The organism is Paraburkholderia sp. 22099, from assembly GCF_052045835.1.
GTDB classification, from domain to species: Bacteria; Pseudomonadota; Gammaproteobacteria; order Burkholderiales; family Burkholderiaceae; genus Paraburkholderia; species Paraburkholderia terricola.
The window spans coordinates 93,269-106,774 of sequence record NZ_JBQEPU010000016.1; the positions used below are offsets into that span (position 1 = coordinate 93,269).

The 13,506-nt window shown below is 61.7% G+C and carries 18 protein-coding genes; 17 read left to right on the plus strand and 1 reads right to left on the minus strand.

Features of this window, described 5'->3' with window-relative positions; all coding sequences use genetic code 11:
- Positions 1 to 41 precede the first annotated feature (41 nt).
- From hisB to tatC, 12 genes are all read left to right on the plus strand, one after another.
- Positions 42 to 629: an imidazoleglycerol-phosphate dehydratase HisB gene (hisB, locus tag ACTJLC_RS16960; RefSeq protein ID WP_006052285.1), complete on the plus strand. Its 588-nt coding sequence runs from the start codon at positions 42 to 44 to the stop codon at positions 627 to 629.
- 80 nt (positions 630 to 709) lie between these two features.
- Positions 710 to 1,330 carry a YchE family NAAT transporter gene (locus tag ACTJLC_RS16965; RefSeq protein ID WP_073430961.1) on the plus strand — a complete coding sequence of 207 codons (621 nt, stop codon included), beginning with the start codon at positions 710 to 712 and terminating at the stop codon, positions 1,328 to 1,330.
- Entirely contained in the window at positions 1,327 to 1,968 is a 642-nt protein-coding gene (hisH, locus tag ACTJLC_RS16970) for an imidazole glycerol phosphate synthase subunit HisH (protein WP_440844640.1), read from the plus strand. The genes ACTJLC_RS16965 and hisH overlap by 4 nt, the downstream gene beginning before the upstream one ends.
- Positions 1,969 to 2,182: 214 nt before the next feature.
- A complete protein-coding gene (gene hisA / locus ACTJLC_RS16975; RefSeq protein ID WP_012434504.1) occupies positions 2,183 to 2,935 on the plus strand; it encodes a 1-(5-phosphoribosyl)-5-[(5-phosphoribosylamino)methylideneamino]imidazole-4-carboxamide isomerase in 753 nt (250 codons plus the stop codon).
- A 215-nt stretch (positions 2,936 to 3,150) separates the two neighbouring features.
- On the plus strand, positions 3,151 to 3,924 hold the full coding sequence (hisF, locus tag ACTJLC_RS16980) for an imidazole glycerol phosphate synthase subunit HisF (protein WP_440844642.1): 774 nt from the start codon (positions 3,151 to 3,153) through the stop codon (positions 3,922 to 3,924).
- A gap of 1 nt (position 3,925) precedes the next feature.
- Complete coding sequence (hisI, locus tag ACTJLC_RS16985; RefSeq protein WP_176035826.1) at positions 3,926 to 4,336, plus strand: phosphoribosyl-AMP cyclohydrolase; 411 nt, start codon at positions 3,926 to 3,928, stop codon at positions 4,334 to 4,336.
- Entirely contained in the window at positions 4,333 to 4,716 is a 384-nt protein-coding gene (locus tag ACTJLC_RS16990) for a phosphoribosyl-ATP diphosphatase (RefSeq protein ID WP_073430964.1), read from the plus strand. The genes hisI and ACTJLC_RS16990 overlap by 4 nt, the downstream gene beginning before the upstream one ends.
- Positions 4,717 to 4,811: 95 nt before the next feature.
- Positions 4,812 to 5,207 carry a DUF4870 family protein gene (locus ACTJLC_RS16995; RefSeq protein ID WP_114163207.1) on the plus strand — a complete coding sequence of 132 codons (396 nt, stop codon included), beginning with the start codon at positions 4,812 to 4,814 and terminating at the stop codon, positions 5,205 to 5,207.
- A 95-nt stretch (positions 5,208 to 5,302) separates the two neighbouring features.
- The gene (locus tag ACTJLC_RS17000; protein WP_114163206.1) at positions 5,303 to 5,668 is read left to right on the plus strand and encodes a histidine triad nucleotide-binding protein; all 366 of its coding nucleotides are present in this window, start codon (positions 5,303 to 5,305) and stop codon (positions 5,666 to 5,668) included.
- Positions 5,669 to 5,917: 249 nt separating this feature from the next.
- Positions 5,918 to 6,157 (plus strand): Sec-independent protein translocase subunit TatA, encoded by a 240-nt coding sequence (tatA, locus tag ACTJLC_RS17005; protein WP_073430967.1) that lies wholly within the window; start codon positions 5,918 to 5,920, stop codon positions 6,155 to 6,157.
- Between the two features lie 52 nt (positions 6,158 to 6,209).
- Positions 6,210 to 6,731, plus strand: coding sequence for a Sec-independent protein translocase protein TatB (tatB, locus tag ACTJLC_RS17010; RefSeq protein WP_440844646.1), 522 nt, complete (start codon positions 6,210 to 6,212; stop codon positions 6,729 to 6,731).
- Between the two features lie 34 nt (positions 6,732 to 6,765).
- Positions 6,766 to 7,548, plus strand: coding sequence for a twin-arginine translocase subunit TatC (tatC, locus tag ACTJLC_RS17015; protein WP_073430969.1), 783 nt, complete (start codon positions 6,766 to 6,768; stop codon positions 7,546 to 7,548).
- A gap of 206 nt (positions 7,549 to 7,754) precedes the next feature.
- On the opposite strand, the gene ACTJLC_RS17020 is transcribed toward tatC, so the two are convergent.
- Entirely contained in the window at positions 7,755 to 8,975 is a 1,221-nt protein-coding gene (locus tag ACTJLC_RS17020; protein ID WP_073430970.1) for a Do family serine endopeptidase, read from the minus strand.
- 19 nt (positions 8,976 to 8,994) lie between these two features.
- Between ACTJLC_RS17020 and ACTJLC_RS17025 the strand changes: the two genes are divergently transcribed.
- The 5 genes from ACTJLC_RS17025 (at position 8,995) to ACTJLC_RS17045 (ending at position 13,444) form a co-directional block, all read left to right on the plus strand.
- The gene (locus ACTJLC_RS17025; protein ID WP_440844649.1) at positions 8,995 to 9,741 is read left to right on the plus strand and encodes a Nif3-like dinuclear metal center hexameric protein; all 747 of its coding nucleotides are present in this window, start codon (positions 8,995 to 8,997) and stop codon (positions 9,739 to 9,741) included.
- A 219-nt stretch (positions 9,742 to 9,960) separates the two neighbouring features.
- Positions 9,961 to 10,581 carry a ubiquinol-cytochrome c reductase iron-sulfur subunit gene (gene petA, locus ACTJLC_RS17030; RefSeq protein ID WP_440844712.1) on the plus strand — a complete coding sequence of 207 codons (621 nt, stop codon included), beginning with the start codon at positions 9,961 to 9,963 and terminating at the stop codon, positions 10,579 to 10,581.
- Entirely contained in the window at positions 10,581 to 11,960 is a 1,380-nt protein-coding gene (locus ACTJLC_RS17035; RefSeq protein WP_073430973.1) for a cytochrome b, read from the plus strand. The genes petA and ACTJLC_RS17035 overlap by 1 nt, the downstream gene beginning before the upstream one ends.
- A gap of 21 nt (positions 11,961 to 11,981) precedes the next feature.
- Positions 11,982 to 12,737 (plus strand): cytochrome c1, encoded by a 756-nt coding sequence (locus ACTJLC_RS17040; protein ID WP_073430974.1) that lies wholly within the window; start codon positions 11,982 to 11,984, stop codon positions 12,735 to 12,737.
- Between the two features lie 95 nt (positions 12,738 to 12,832).
- The gene (locus tag ACTJLC_RS17045) at positions 12,833 to 13,444 is read left to right on the plus strand and encodes a glutathione S-transferase N-terminal domain-containing protein (protein ID WP_006052302.1); all 612 of its coding nucleotides are present in this window, start codon (positions 12,833 to 12,835) and stop codon (positions 13,442 to 13,444) included.
- Positions 13,445 to 13,506 lie beyond the last annotated feature (62 nt).

Consider the following 13,506-nt stretch of genomic DNA (forward strand, 5'->3'; position numbering starts at 1 on the left):
CCACACTACTATCGCTTTCTAGCTAGATTCGAGGAATTACCATGCGCCTTGCGGAAGTCGTTCGCAACACCAGCGAAACGCAGATCCGTGTGAAGATCAATCTGGACGGCACCGGTCAGCAGAAGCTGGCCACCGGCGTGCCGTTTCTGGACCACATGCTCGACCAGATTGCGCGGCATGGTTTGTTCGATCTCGACATCGAAGCGCATGGCGATCTGCATATCGACGACCACCATACGGTCGAAGACACCGGCATCACCCTCGGCCAGGCCGTCGCGAAGGCGATCGGCGATCGCAAGGGCATCCGTCGCTACGGCCATTCGTATGTGCCGCTCGACGAAGCGCTGTCGCGCGTCGTAATCGATTTTTCCGGCCGTCCGGGCCTCGAATTTCATGTGCCGTTCACGCGTGCGCGCATCGGCACGTTCGACGTCGATCTCTCCATCGAATTTTTCCGCGGCTTCGTGAATCACGCCGGCGTTACGCTGCACATCGACAATCTGCGCGGCCTGAACGCTCATCATCAGATGGAAACGGTGTTCAAGGCGTTCGGGCGTGCATTGCGCATGGCCGTCGAACTGGACGAACGCGCGGCGGGGCAGATTCCGTCGACCAAGGGCAGCCTTTGAGCGCTCGTTAGCCGGCTCATTGGCCGGCGAATTTACCAGGACCGGGCAAAGAGGGCGGGTTGCGCTTCCCCCGGTGTGCAATGGACATTCTGAAGTCGTTTATTTCGCTGCTGGCGCTGATCAACCCGATCGGCGCCATTCCGTTCTTTATGAGCCTCACGGCGCATCAGGCAGACGCGGAGCGGCGCAGGACCATCCGGATCGCGGCGATCTCGGTGTTCTGCGTGATTGCGGTGACCACGCTGCTCGGACAGCAGATCATCAGTTTCTTCGGCATTTCGGTCGGTTCGCTGGAAGTGGGCGGCGGGATCATCATGCTGCTGATGGCGATCAACATGCTGAACGCGCAGATCGGCAACAGCCGTTCGACGCCGGAAGAGCGCCACGAAGCCGAGCAGAAGGACAACATCGCGGTCGTGCCGCTGGCGATCCCGCTGTTGACCGGCCCCGGCGCGATCAGCACCACGATCATTTACGCGTCCGCCTCGGCGCATTGGTACGACCGGATCAGCCTCGTGGCGATCGGCGCGGTATTGGCGGCGATCTGCTTTTTTTCACTGCGCCTCGCCGAACCGATTGCCCGGTGGGTGGGTCGCACGGGCATCAACATCGGCACTCGGCTCATGGGTTTGATGTTGTCGGCGCTGGCGGTGGAATTCATCGTCGACGGATTGAAGGCATTGCTGCCTAACTTGAAATGAAAACTTCGATAGCGATTGTGGATTACGGAATGGGCAACCTGCGCTCGGTTGCGCAGGCATTGCGCAAGGCCGCGCCGGAAGCGGACGTGGCGATCGTCGACCAGCCCGAGGCGATCCGCTCGGCCGATCGCGTGGTGCTCCCCGGCCAGGGTGCGATGCCCGACTGCATGCGCAGTCTCGCTGAATCGGGCCTGCAGGAAGCGGTGGTGGAAGCGTCGCGCAGCAAGCCGCTGATGGGCGTGTGCGTCGGCGAGCAGATGCTGTTCGACTGGAGCGCCGAGGGCGATACGCCGGGCTTGGGCCTGTTGCCCGGCAAGGTGCTGCGTTTCGACCTGGAAGGCCAGGTGCAGGACGACGGCTCGCGCTTCAAGGTGCCGCAAATGGGCTGGAATCGCGTGCGTCAGGCGCATCCGCACCCGTTGTGGGACGGCGTCGCCGACAACGCATTCTTCTATTTCGTGCATAGCTATTACGTCATGCCGGAGAATGCGGCCCATACCGTCGGCGAAACGGTGTACGGTGTGCCCTTTACCTCCGCGGTGGCGCGGGATAACATCTTCGCGACCCAATTCCACCCGGAAAAGAGCGCTGAAACGGGGCTGCGCGTGTATCGCAACTTCGTCCACTGGAATCCGTGAGCGCCTTTCTTCATCGTGCTGCCATGTGCCGCAGCGCCACAAGTCGGGCGCGCGGTGCGCGCCGGAGCCGCGGCGACGCGAGTTTGCTTGCCCTTGCTGCTCCGCAAGGGCGCGCCGAGAGTTGTACTAAACTAGCGAGACGGCGTTCCGGCGGGCTGGCCCACCAGCCGCGGCCGCCGACCTTCAACCCCTTCCCAGACAACACCCGATTGCTATGCTGCTGATTCCCGCCATCGACCTGAAAGACGGTCAGTGTGTACGCCTCAAACAAGGCGATATGGACCAGGCGACGATATTCTCCGAGGAACCGGCGGCAATGGCCCGGCATTGGGTCGACCGTGGGGCGCGCCGTCTGCACCTCGTCGACCTGAATGGCGCGTTCGCCGGCAAGCCGAAGAATGAAGACGCAATTCGCGCGATCATCGAGGAAGTGGGTGGCGAGATTCCCGTCCAGCTGGGCGGCGGCATCCGCGACCTGAACACGATCGAGCGCTATCTGGACGACGGTTTGTCGTATGTGATCATCGGCACGGCGGCGGTGAAGAATCCGGGCTTTCTGCAGGATGCCTGCACGGCGTTCGGCGGTCATATCATCGTCGGGCTGGACGCGAAAGACGGCAAGGTCGCCACGGACGGCTGGAGCAAGCTGACCGGCCACGAAGTGGCCGATCTGGCGCGCAAGTTCGAGGATTACGGCTGCGAATCGATCATCTACACCGACATCGGTCGCGACGGCATGCTGCAAGGCATCAACATCGAAGCCACGGTACGCCTCGCGCGCGCGGTGAAAATTCCGGTGATCGCGAGCGGCGGTTTGTCGAATCTGACGGACATCGAGTCGCTGTGCGAAGTCGAGGACGAAGGTATCGAAGGCGTGATTTGCGGCCGGGCCATCTACTCGGGCGATCTCGATTTCGCCGCGGCGCAGACCCTCGCCGATCGGCTGCGCGAATCGGACGACGCTTGAGTTTTCTCTCAAGGCGCGTGTGAGGTATACGCCCAAGCGCCGCAGTGGACTCAAAATCGGCGCGCAAGCGCACCGCGCGAAGGCGCGTCACGAAACCGCGTCATGCCGCATGCATGCGCCTTGCAGACCTCCGGCGCAGCGCGGCCGGCCGCGCCGGCCCCCTGCCGCTCCCTGGCGAGCGGCCTCATCAGCGGTATTGGCAGAATTGCACGATCATGGCTCTAGCTAAACGCATCATTCCCTGTCTCGACGTCACGGCTGGACGCGTGGTCAAGGGCGTCAATTTCGTCGAGTTGCGCGACGCCGGCGACCCGGTCGAAATCGCGCGCCGTTACGACGATCAAGGCGCCGACGAACTCACCTTCCTCGACATCACCGCGACTTCCGATCAACGCGATCTAATCCTGCCGATCATCGAGGCGGTCGCCTCGCAGGTGTTCATTCCGCTGACCGTCGGCGGCGGCGTGCGCGCCGTCGAGGACGTGCGGCGGCTGCTAAACGCGGGCGCCGACAAGATCAGCATGAACTCGTCGGCGGTGGCGAATCCGCAGCTCGTCAAAGACGCCACCGACAAATACGGCTCGCAATGCATCGTCGTCGCGATCGACGCCAAGCGCGTCTTCGCCGAGGGCGAGCCGCCGCGCTGGGAAGTTTTCACGCACGGCGGGCGCAAGGCCACTGGCCTCGACGCGGTCGAATGGGCGCGCAAGATGGCGCAACTCGGCGCCGGCGAAATTCTTTTGACCAGCATGGACCGCGACGGCACCAAGAGCGGCTTCGACCTCGCGCTGACGCGCGCGGTGTCCGATGCCGTGCCGGTTCCGGTGATCGCCTCGGGCGGCGTGGGCTCGTTGCAGCATCTGGCCGACGGCATCCGGGACGGTCATGCGGACGCGGTGCTGGCCGCGAGCATTTTTCACTACGGCGAGCACACCGTGGGCGAGGCCAAGCGCTTCATGGCCGATCAAGGCATTTCGGTGAGGTTGTGACGTGGTGAATTCTTCGGCTGTTGAATGGCTCGACAAGGTCAGGTGGGACGCGAACGGCCTCGTGCCGGTGATCGCGCAGGAGGCGTCGACGAACGACGTGCTGATGTTCGCGTGGATGAATCGCGAGGCATTGGCGAAAACCGTCGAAACCGGCCGCGCCGTGTATTTTTCGCGCTCGCGCCAGCGCCTGTGGTTCAAGGGCGAGGAGTCCGGCCACGTGCAGCATGTGCATGAAGTGCGGCTCGATTGCGACGAGGATGTCGTGCTGCTGAAAGTCGAGCAGGTGTCGGGCATTGCGTGCCACACCGGCCGTCACTCGTGCTTTTTCCAGAAATTCGAAGGCTCGGTGGACGACGGCGATTGGATCGCCGTCGATCCCGTGCTGAAAGACCCCGAACACATTTACAAATGACGCACACCACGCCAACCACGCCGTCCACGGCCGACACGCTGCTGCGCCTCGCGGCCATCATCGACAGCCGCAAGGGCGGCGATCCGGACGTCTCCTACGTGTCGCGCCTGTTCCACAAGGGCGACGACGCAGTGCTGAAGAAGATCGGTGAGGAAGCCACCGAAGTCGTGCTGGCCGCCAAGGACGCGCGTCACGGCGGCGCGCCGAAGGCGCTGGTCGGCGAGGTCGCGGATCTGTGGTTCCATTGCCTCGTGATGCTGTCGCATTTCGATCTAAGTCCTGCGGACGTGCTTGCCGAGCTGGAGCGTCGCGAAGGTCTGTCGGGCATCGAGGAAAAGGCGCTGCGCAAGACCCGCGAGCGGGAGCAGAACGGCGACTGATTGTTCCCAATCTGGCCGCCATGCCCTTGACGTGGCGAGCACCCGCGCCCACATTGGACTGAACGCATTGATCGCATCCTCGGGAGGACGCAAGCATGGAACAGTCGCAAGAAAGCTATCCGCCGCCGGTCTACCGCAACGCCTTGGAGCCGGAGCGCGAACGCAGCCTGCGCACGCTCACGCACGTGCTGTACGCGCTGTACGCCGTGCACTGGCTGACGGGCGGCCTGACGATCGTGATCGCGATCATCATCAACTACGTGAAGCGTTCCGACGCGGCGGGCACCCCCTACGAAGCCCATTTCGACTGGCAGATCCGTTCGTTCTGGATGTGCCTGCTGGGCTATGTGATCGGCGGCTTGCTGCTGTTCGTCGTGATCGGGATTCCAGTTCTTTGGGCCGTCAGCATCTGGATGTTGTACCGTATTATCAAGGGCTGGCTGTATCTGTACGATAACAAGCCGCTCGTGAATCCGCGTGCGTGGTTCTGAGTTCGTCCGATCATTACCGGGTCGGCTTTAGCCGCGCCGCTTGGCGTCACGTCATGTCACGCTTCGCGCTCTAGCCATACTGCGTCAGGAATACGATGAGCCACGACCCGAACTGCCTTTTCTGCAAGATCGCCGCCGGCGAGATTCCGTCCACCAAAGTGCATGAAGACGACGAGTTTCTCGCCTTCCGCGACATCCGTCCGGCGGCGGAGACCCATGTGCTGGTGATTCCGCGCAAGCACATCGCCACGCTGTCGAATTGCACCGAAAGCGATGTCCCGCTGCTTGGTAAAATGCTTGTTTTGGCGGCGCGTCTCGCCGACCAACTCGGCGTAGCGTATACCGGTGGCGAAACCGGTTTTCGCACGGTAATCAATACCGGTCCGGGCGGCGGGCAGGAGGTGTACCACTTGCACGCGCATATTCTCGCGGGGCCGCGCCCGTGGAAACGGATGGGCTGAGGCTTCACGACAAGGCGCGCCGCGAGTTTTGGTGGTCCACAATAGTGCGGCTGTTGTTTTCGCCGCTGTTTTTTGCGCGTTGTAACGGCGCCGACGCGATCGTCCGGTCACAATGACATACCGCGTCGTGGGTTGCAGTCGCAGAGTCCGCGGTAACGTATAGATGAAGCGTACGCGCTTCGGTTCACGCCGTAAGGCGCATGAGTTTCGCCGCATCGGAATGCGGTGTCGGGGTTAAGGAGAGTAGTCATGGGTTCGTTGAGCATTTGGCATTGGTTGATCGTGTTGTTGATCGTGGCGCTCGTGTTCGGCACGAAGAAGCTGCGCAATATCGGCGCCGATCTGGGTGGCGCGGTGAAGGGCTTCAAGGAAGGTGTGAAGGAAGCGGAAACGCCGGCGGGCGACGCGCAGCAGCGCGAACTGCCGCGCAACGGCGCAGTGGACGTGGATGCGAAGGAAAAGACGCCGCACTCCGGCGATTACCGCTGAGCCGCGGCTTGATCGCGTGGCTTAACCGCGTTATTCACGGACATTCCACTTCATGCTGGACCTCGGTCTAACCAAGATGGCGCTGATCGGCGTCGTCGCGCTGGTCGTACTCGGGCCTGAGCGCCTGCCACGCGTCGCCCGCACGGCCGGCGCGTTGTTCGGCCGCGCACAGCGGTATATCAACGACGTCAAGTCGGAGGTCACGCGCGAAATCGAACTCGACGAATTGCGTCGCATGAAGAGCGAGTTTGAAACCGCCGCGACCAACGTCGAAACCTCCGTTCAAGACAATCTGCGCAAACACGAGACCGAATTGAACGACGCGTGGAACAGCGGCGCGCCGGTGTCGCCGAGCATTGCGGGCGGTGCGCTGGAAGGTGACGTAGGCGCTTCGTCGTGGCAGACCAGCACGCCGTCAGCGGCGCCCAGGCGCAAGAACTGGCGCGTCAAGCAGGCGGCCATGCCGACCTGGTACAAGCGCGCCACCACGCGCCGCACGCGCGTGCAATCGGGGGCGGCGCGCGTGGCGCGGCATACGCCGGCCGCCATGCGTCGTCCGACGCGCTTTTTCTGATGATCAGAACGACAATCTCTAACCGAGGGCCGGCGTGAGCGACCCCCAGCATAAACAGGACGAAGGCACTGAAGAGACCTTCATTTCCCACCTCGTTGAATTGCGCGACCGCATCATCCGCGCCGGCCTTGCCGTCATCGTGGTGTTCGTCGGGCTCGTGTATTGGGCGCCGGACATTTTCCGGCTGCTGGCGCGCCCGCTGATGATGAATCTGCCGAAAGACGGCAAGATGATCGTCACGGATGTGACCGGCTCGTTCTTCGTGCCGATGAAGGTGACCATGCTCGTCGCCTTCGTGATCGCGCTGCCGATCGTGCTGTACCAGATCTGGGCGTTCGTCGCGCCGGGGCTTTATCAGCATGAGAAGAAGCTGGTTGGGCCGCTGGTGGGCAGCAGCTACACGCTGTTCCTATGCGGCATGGCGTTCGCGTACTTCGTGGTGTTCCCGACCATCTTCCGCGTGATGGCGCACTATAACGCGCCGCTGGGCGCGGAGATGACCACCGATATCGACAATTACCTGAGCTTCGTGCTCACCATGTTCATTGCGTTCGGTGTGACGTTCGAGGTGCCGATCGTCGTGGTGCTGCTGGTTCGCATGAATGTGCTGACCATCAAGAAGCTCAAGGAGATTCGTCCGTATGTGATCGTCGGCGCGTTCGTGATCTCCGCCGTGGTGACGCCGCCGGACGTATTCTCGCAACTGATTCTGGCGATTCCGCTGGTCATTTTGTATGAGGCCGGGATCATCGCGGCGCGGTTGATCGTCGGCAAGCAGCCGGCGCCGCCGGTGGAGGATGCAAGTCCGCCGGCTTGATGCGGAGCGCGAGGCAAACAAAAAGGGCAATCCGTAATGGATTGCCCTTTTTGTTTTGCAACGGGTGTTAGCGCCTCGCTGGCCGTCCCCATGCTGCCGCAGCGCTCAACGATCCTGCGGCGGCTGCCTCGGCCCCACGAGTGTCGCATTGCTTGCTGTCGTGGCGCGTGCTGCTGTGCTGCCGCTGGAAGCGTTGGCCGTGCTTGTCAACCGCCGTCCTCGTCCTGCTGATCGCCGCCGCTGTCTTCCACCGGTTGCTTCGGCGGCGGGGGACGCTTGCCGATCGTCACCTCGAGATCCATCTCGCGGTTCTTGCGCACCAGATGAACCTTCGCGGCCGTACCCGGCTTGATCTGTGCGATCACGTTCAACAGGCGCGTGGTGTCGGTGATTTCCTGGCCGTTCACGCTCATCAGAATGTCGCCCGGCTTGATGCCCGCGCGGTCGGCGGGACCGTTCTTCAACACGCCCGCGACGATCGCACCGGACTTCTGCTCCAGCCCGAACGATTCCGCGATTTCCTGCGTCACGTCCTGCGGCTCGACGCCGATCCAGCCGCGCGTGACGGTACCCGTGGTGATGATGCTCTCGAGCACGCTGCGCGCCGTCGACACGGGGATCGCAAAGCCGATGCCAAGCGAGCCGCCCGAGCGCGAATAGATGGCGGTATTGATGCCGAGCAGGTTGCCGTTCGCATCGACCAGTGCGCCACCCGAGTTGCCTGGGTTGATCGCCGCGTCGGTCTGAATGAAGTTTTCGAAGGTGTTGATGCCGAGGTGATTGCGCCCCAGCGCGCTGACGATGCCCATGGTCACCGTCTGGCCGACGCCGAATGGATTGCCGATCGCCAGCACCACGTCGCCCACGCGCGTCTGGTCCATGCGGCCGAGCGTGATGGTGGGAAGGTTGGTCATGTTGACCTTGAGCACGGCCAGATCCGTTTCGGGATCGATGCCAATCACCTTCGCATTGGTGGTGCGACCATCCGCCAGCGCGATTTCGATCTGATCGGCGCCGTCCACGACGTGCTGGTTCGTTAGAATGTAACCTTCCGAACTCACTATCACCCCCGAGCCGAGATTGGCTGCGGGCTGTTCCTGCCGCTTGCGGTTGTTCTTGTCGCCGAAGAAGTAGCGGAATAGCGGATCTTTTGCGCGCGGGTCGGGCGGCAGTGAGCCATCCTTGCTGGAGAACACATTGACGACCGCGGGCATGGCCTTTTGCGCGGCGTCCGCGTAGGACGCCTGCGGTGGGCCGCTGCCGATGCCTGGCGCTACTTCCCGGAGGGCGACGATCGGTTCGGCGAGCTGCTTGCCGAATTGCCCTTGACGCTGGAGCCACTGCGGTTTGAGGGTCGCAATGATGAACATTAGCGCCAACAGCACGGTCACCGCTTGGGCAAAGAACAGCCAAAAGCGTCTAAGCATCTGAAGACTGGAGGTTTATATGGATCGGATCGAACTTGAATTGTACTTGAACAATCTCCTTGAAACCGCGCGCTTCAAGGACTATTGCCCCAATGGTCTGCAGGTTGAAGGGCGTCGCAGAGTGAGCAAACTCGCGACCGGCGTGACCGCTTCGGCGGCATTCCTGGAAGCCGCGCTCGAGTGGGGCGCGGACGCCGTGCTGGTCCATCACGGCTACTTCTGGCGCAACGAGGCGCCGCAAATCACCGGCCGTAAATATGCGCGTCTGAAGCTGCTGCTCGGCAACGACCTGAACCTGTTCGCCTACCACCTGCCGCTCGACGACCATCCCGAGTTCGGCAACAACGCGCAGATCGGCGCGAAGATGGGCTGGATCAGCGACGCGCGCTTCGGCGAAAACGATCTCGGCTGGCTCGCCACCTTTCCGATGCCGATCACGCTTGCGCACTTCACCGCTCAGGTCGAGCAGACGCTGGGCCGCGCGCCGCTCGTATTCGGCGACCCGGATCGCGAACTGCGCCGCGTGGGCTGGTGCACGGGCGCCGCGCAAGGCATGTTCGACGCGGCGATCAACGCGGGAGCCGACGTCTATCTCACCGGCGAGGTGTCTGAGTCGGTCATGCACACGTCGGCGGAAAGCGGCGTGGCGTTTCTCACGGCCGGCCATCATGCGACCGAGCGTTTCGGCGTGCAGGCGGTGGGCAAGCATCTATCCGAATCGTTCGATATCGAACACCTCTTTATCGATATCCCTAATCCCGTTTGAATGAAATCGCCATTAGAGAAGAAAAAGGCTCGAATAACGGAGGGGCCGCTTAAAAGGAGGTGCGAAAAAGTTTGCGATCTGTACGGAGAAACCCTGAGATATCAACGGCTTCGCACGGTTTTTGGCAATCGGCCCTTGTAAATGGCGACTCCATTCGCGCAAACTAGCGGCGGTAGAAGCCACGTGAAGGAAAAATCCAACTCAGAAGTGGGGCGTGTGATGCGAGACAAGGAAGATGAACGCGTCGACGGCAGCCGCCGTACCTGGCTGATAGCGACGACCGTAGCAGGTGGCATAGGAGGCGTTGCCACTGTCGTACCCTTTGTTAGTTCGTTTGCACCATCTGAAAAGGCCAAGGCAGCAGGTGCCCCGGTCGAAGTCGATATCAGTAATCTCAAGCCCGGCGACATGATGACCGTTGCCTGGCGCGGTAAGCCGGTGTGGATCATCAACCGCACCGACAAGATGCTCGCCGACGTCAAGAAGGCCGATAACGAAGTAGCGGATCCCCACTCCAAGAATGTTTTCACCATGCCCTTGCCGGAGTACTGCAACAACGAACTCCGTTCACGGGCCGATCACCAGAGCATATTTGTCGCCGTCGCCGTCTGCACCCATCTGGGCTGCACGCCGACGCCGCGCTTCCAGGAGGGCGCGCAGCCCAATCTTCCGGACGACTGGCCTGGCGGCTTCCTGTGCCCCTGCCACGGTTCGACCTATGACATGGCCGGCCGCGTCTTCAAGAACAAACCTGCGCCGCAGAACCTCGACATCCCGCCTTACATGTTCACGTCGGCCACCAGCCTCGTGATCGGCAAGGACGAGAAAGGAGAAGCGTAATGGCGATCGAACACGAAGTAGAGACGACCGGGCTCACCGGCTGGATCGACCGGCGCTTTCCGATGACGTCGGCGTGGAAGAAGCACGTTTCCGAGTACTACGCGCCGAAGAATTTCAACTTCTGGTACTTCTTCGGTTCGCTCGCGCTGCTGGTGCTGGTCAATCAGATCGTCACCGGCATCTTTCTCACGATGAACTACAAGCCCGACGCGACGCTCGCGTTCGCGTCGGTCGAGTACATCATGCGCGAGGTGCCGTGGGGCTGGCTGATCCGCTACATGCACTCCACCGGCGCGTCGATGTTCTTCGTGGTCGTGTATCTGCATATGTTCCGCGGGCTGATGTACGGCTCGTACCGTAAGCCGCGCGAACTGGTATGGATTTTCGGCTGCGCGATCTTTCTGTGCCTGATGGCCGAGGCGTTCTTCGGCTATCTGCTGCCGTGGGGCCAGATGTCGTTCTGGGGCGCACAGGTGATCGTGAACCTGTTCTCGGCGATTCCCTTCATCGGGCCGGATCTCTCGCTGTGGATCCGCGGCGACTACGTCGTCTCGGACGTCACGCTGAACCGCTTTTTCGCGTTTCACGTGATCGCCATTCCGCTAGTGCTGATCGGCCTCGTGGTCGCGCACATCGTGGCGCTGCATGAAGTCGGCTCGAACAACCCGGACGGCATCGAGATCAAGGCGAAGAAGGACCCCAACGGCATTCCGCTCGACGGCATTCCGTTCCACCCGTACTACTCGGTGCATGATTTCTTCGGCGTCACGGTGTTCCTGATGATTTTCGCGGCGATCATCTTTTTCGCGCCGGAGATGGGCGGGTATTTCCTCGAAGCGAACAACTTCATTCCCGCCAATGCGCTGCAGACGCCGCAGGAAATTGCGCCGGTGTGGTACTTCACCGCCTTCTATGCGATGCTGCGCGCCACCACCGATCCGTTCAAGATCGTGCTGATGATCGTGATCGCCCTGCTGGGCCTGCTCGCGTTGGTGCGTGCGCGCGGCAAGTGGAAGATCGGTTTGCCCGTGCTGGCGGTGCTGGTGATTCTGGCGATGGCGTTCACCGAATCGAAGTTCTGGGGTGTGGTGGTGATGGGCGGCGCGGTGATCTCGCTGTTCTTCCTGCCGTGGCTCGACCGCTCGCCGGTGAAGTCGATCCGTTACCGGCCGTTCTTTCACAAAGTGTTCTACGCGATCTTCGTGTTTGCCTTCCTGACGCTGGGCTTCCTCGGCACCAAACCGCCGTCGCCGGCCGCCACGCTGATTGCGCAGGTGTGCGCGCTGATCTACTTCGCGTTTTTCCTCGGCATGCCGTTCTGGACGAGGCTTGGCACGTTCAAGCAGCCGCCCGAGCGGGTGCGGTTCAAGCCCCACTAATCGCGAGCCAGGAGAACACGAATGAAGAAACTGCTTTCGACGTGCGCGCTGATCGGCGCGACGCTGCTCGCGCTCGCGGCCGCCCCGGTGCGCGCGGACGAGAATTTCCCGCTCGACCGAGCGCCCGATAACGCAGAGAATTTCGCTTCTTTGCAGCACGGCGCGCAATTGTTTGTAAACTATTGCCTGAATTGCCACAGCGCGAACCTGATGCGCTACAACCGGTTGACCGACCTCGGCATCACGCCGGCGGCCATTCAGTCGAATCTGCTGTTCACCACCGACAAGGTCGGCAACACCATGACCGTGGCGATGCGCCCCGAGGACGCGAAAGCGTGGTTCGGCGCGAGCCCGCCGGATTTGTCGGTGGAAGCGCGAGCGCGCAGCAAAGACTGGCTGTACACGTATCTACGCAGCTTTTATCGCGACGATACGCGGCCGACCGGCTGGAACAATCTGGTGTATGAGAACGTGAGCATGCCTCACGTGCTGTGGCAGCTTCAGGGGCAGCGTACCGCGAAGTTCGGCGATGAAATCGACGAAAAAACGGGTGAGACGGTACACAAATTTGTCGGTTTCCAGCAGGTCACTCCGGGGACGATGTCGCCGGTAGATTATGATTCTGCTGTGGCCGACCTCGTGTCTTACCTGTCATGGATGTCCGAACCGACGCAGAAAACCCGCAAACAGCTTGGCGTGTGGGTGCTTCTCTTCCTCGGCATTCTGAGCTTTTTCGCCTGGCGACTGAACGCCGCGTACTGGAAACATATCAAATAATCACGCCGTCACCCGGCGTGGGGCCGGCGCCGGGAAGAACCTGCTGAACGGTTTTTCCGCGCGCTGGCCCTTCAGCTTTTTGAGGAAACGTAAATATGATGGTTCTGTATTCCGGCACAACTTGCCCGTTCTCCCAGCGTTGCCGGCTGGTGCTGTTCGAAAAGGGCATGGACTTCGAGATCCGCGACGTCGACCTGTTTAACAAGCCGGAAGACATCGCCGTGATGAATCCGTATGGTCAGGTGCCGATTCTCGTCGAACGGGACCTGATTCTGTACGAATCGAACATCATCAACGAGTACATCGACGAGCGCTTCCCGCACCCGCAACTGATGCCGGCCGATCCGGTTCAGCGCGCCCGCGCCCGCCTGTTCCTGCTGAACTTCGAAAAAGAACTGTTCGTTCACGTCGGAACGCTCGAAAACGAAAAGGGCAAGGCCGCCGAGAAGAACCACGAAAAGGCGCGCCTCGCGATCCGCGATCGCTTGACGCAGCTTGCGCCGATCTTCCTGAAGAACAAGTACATGCTCGGTGAAGAGTTCTCGATGCTCGACGTCGCCATCGCGCCGCTCCTGTGGCGCCTGGATCACTATGGTATCGAGCTGTCGAAGAACGCCGCACCGCTGATGAAGTACGCCGAACGCATTTTCAGCCGTCCGGCTTATATCGAAGCGCTGACGCCTTCCGAAAAGGTGATGCGTCGTTGAGTATGGCTTTGGGGCAAGGGCGCCGCACAGTCGAGAGGGTGCGGGCCCGTGCCTGGTCAGAG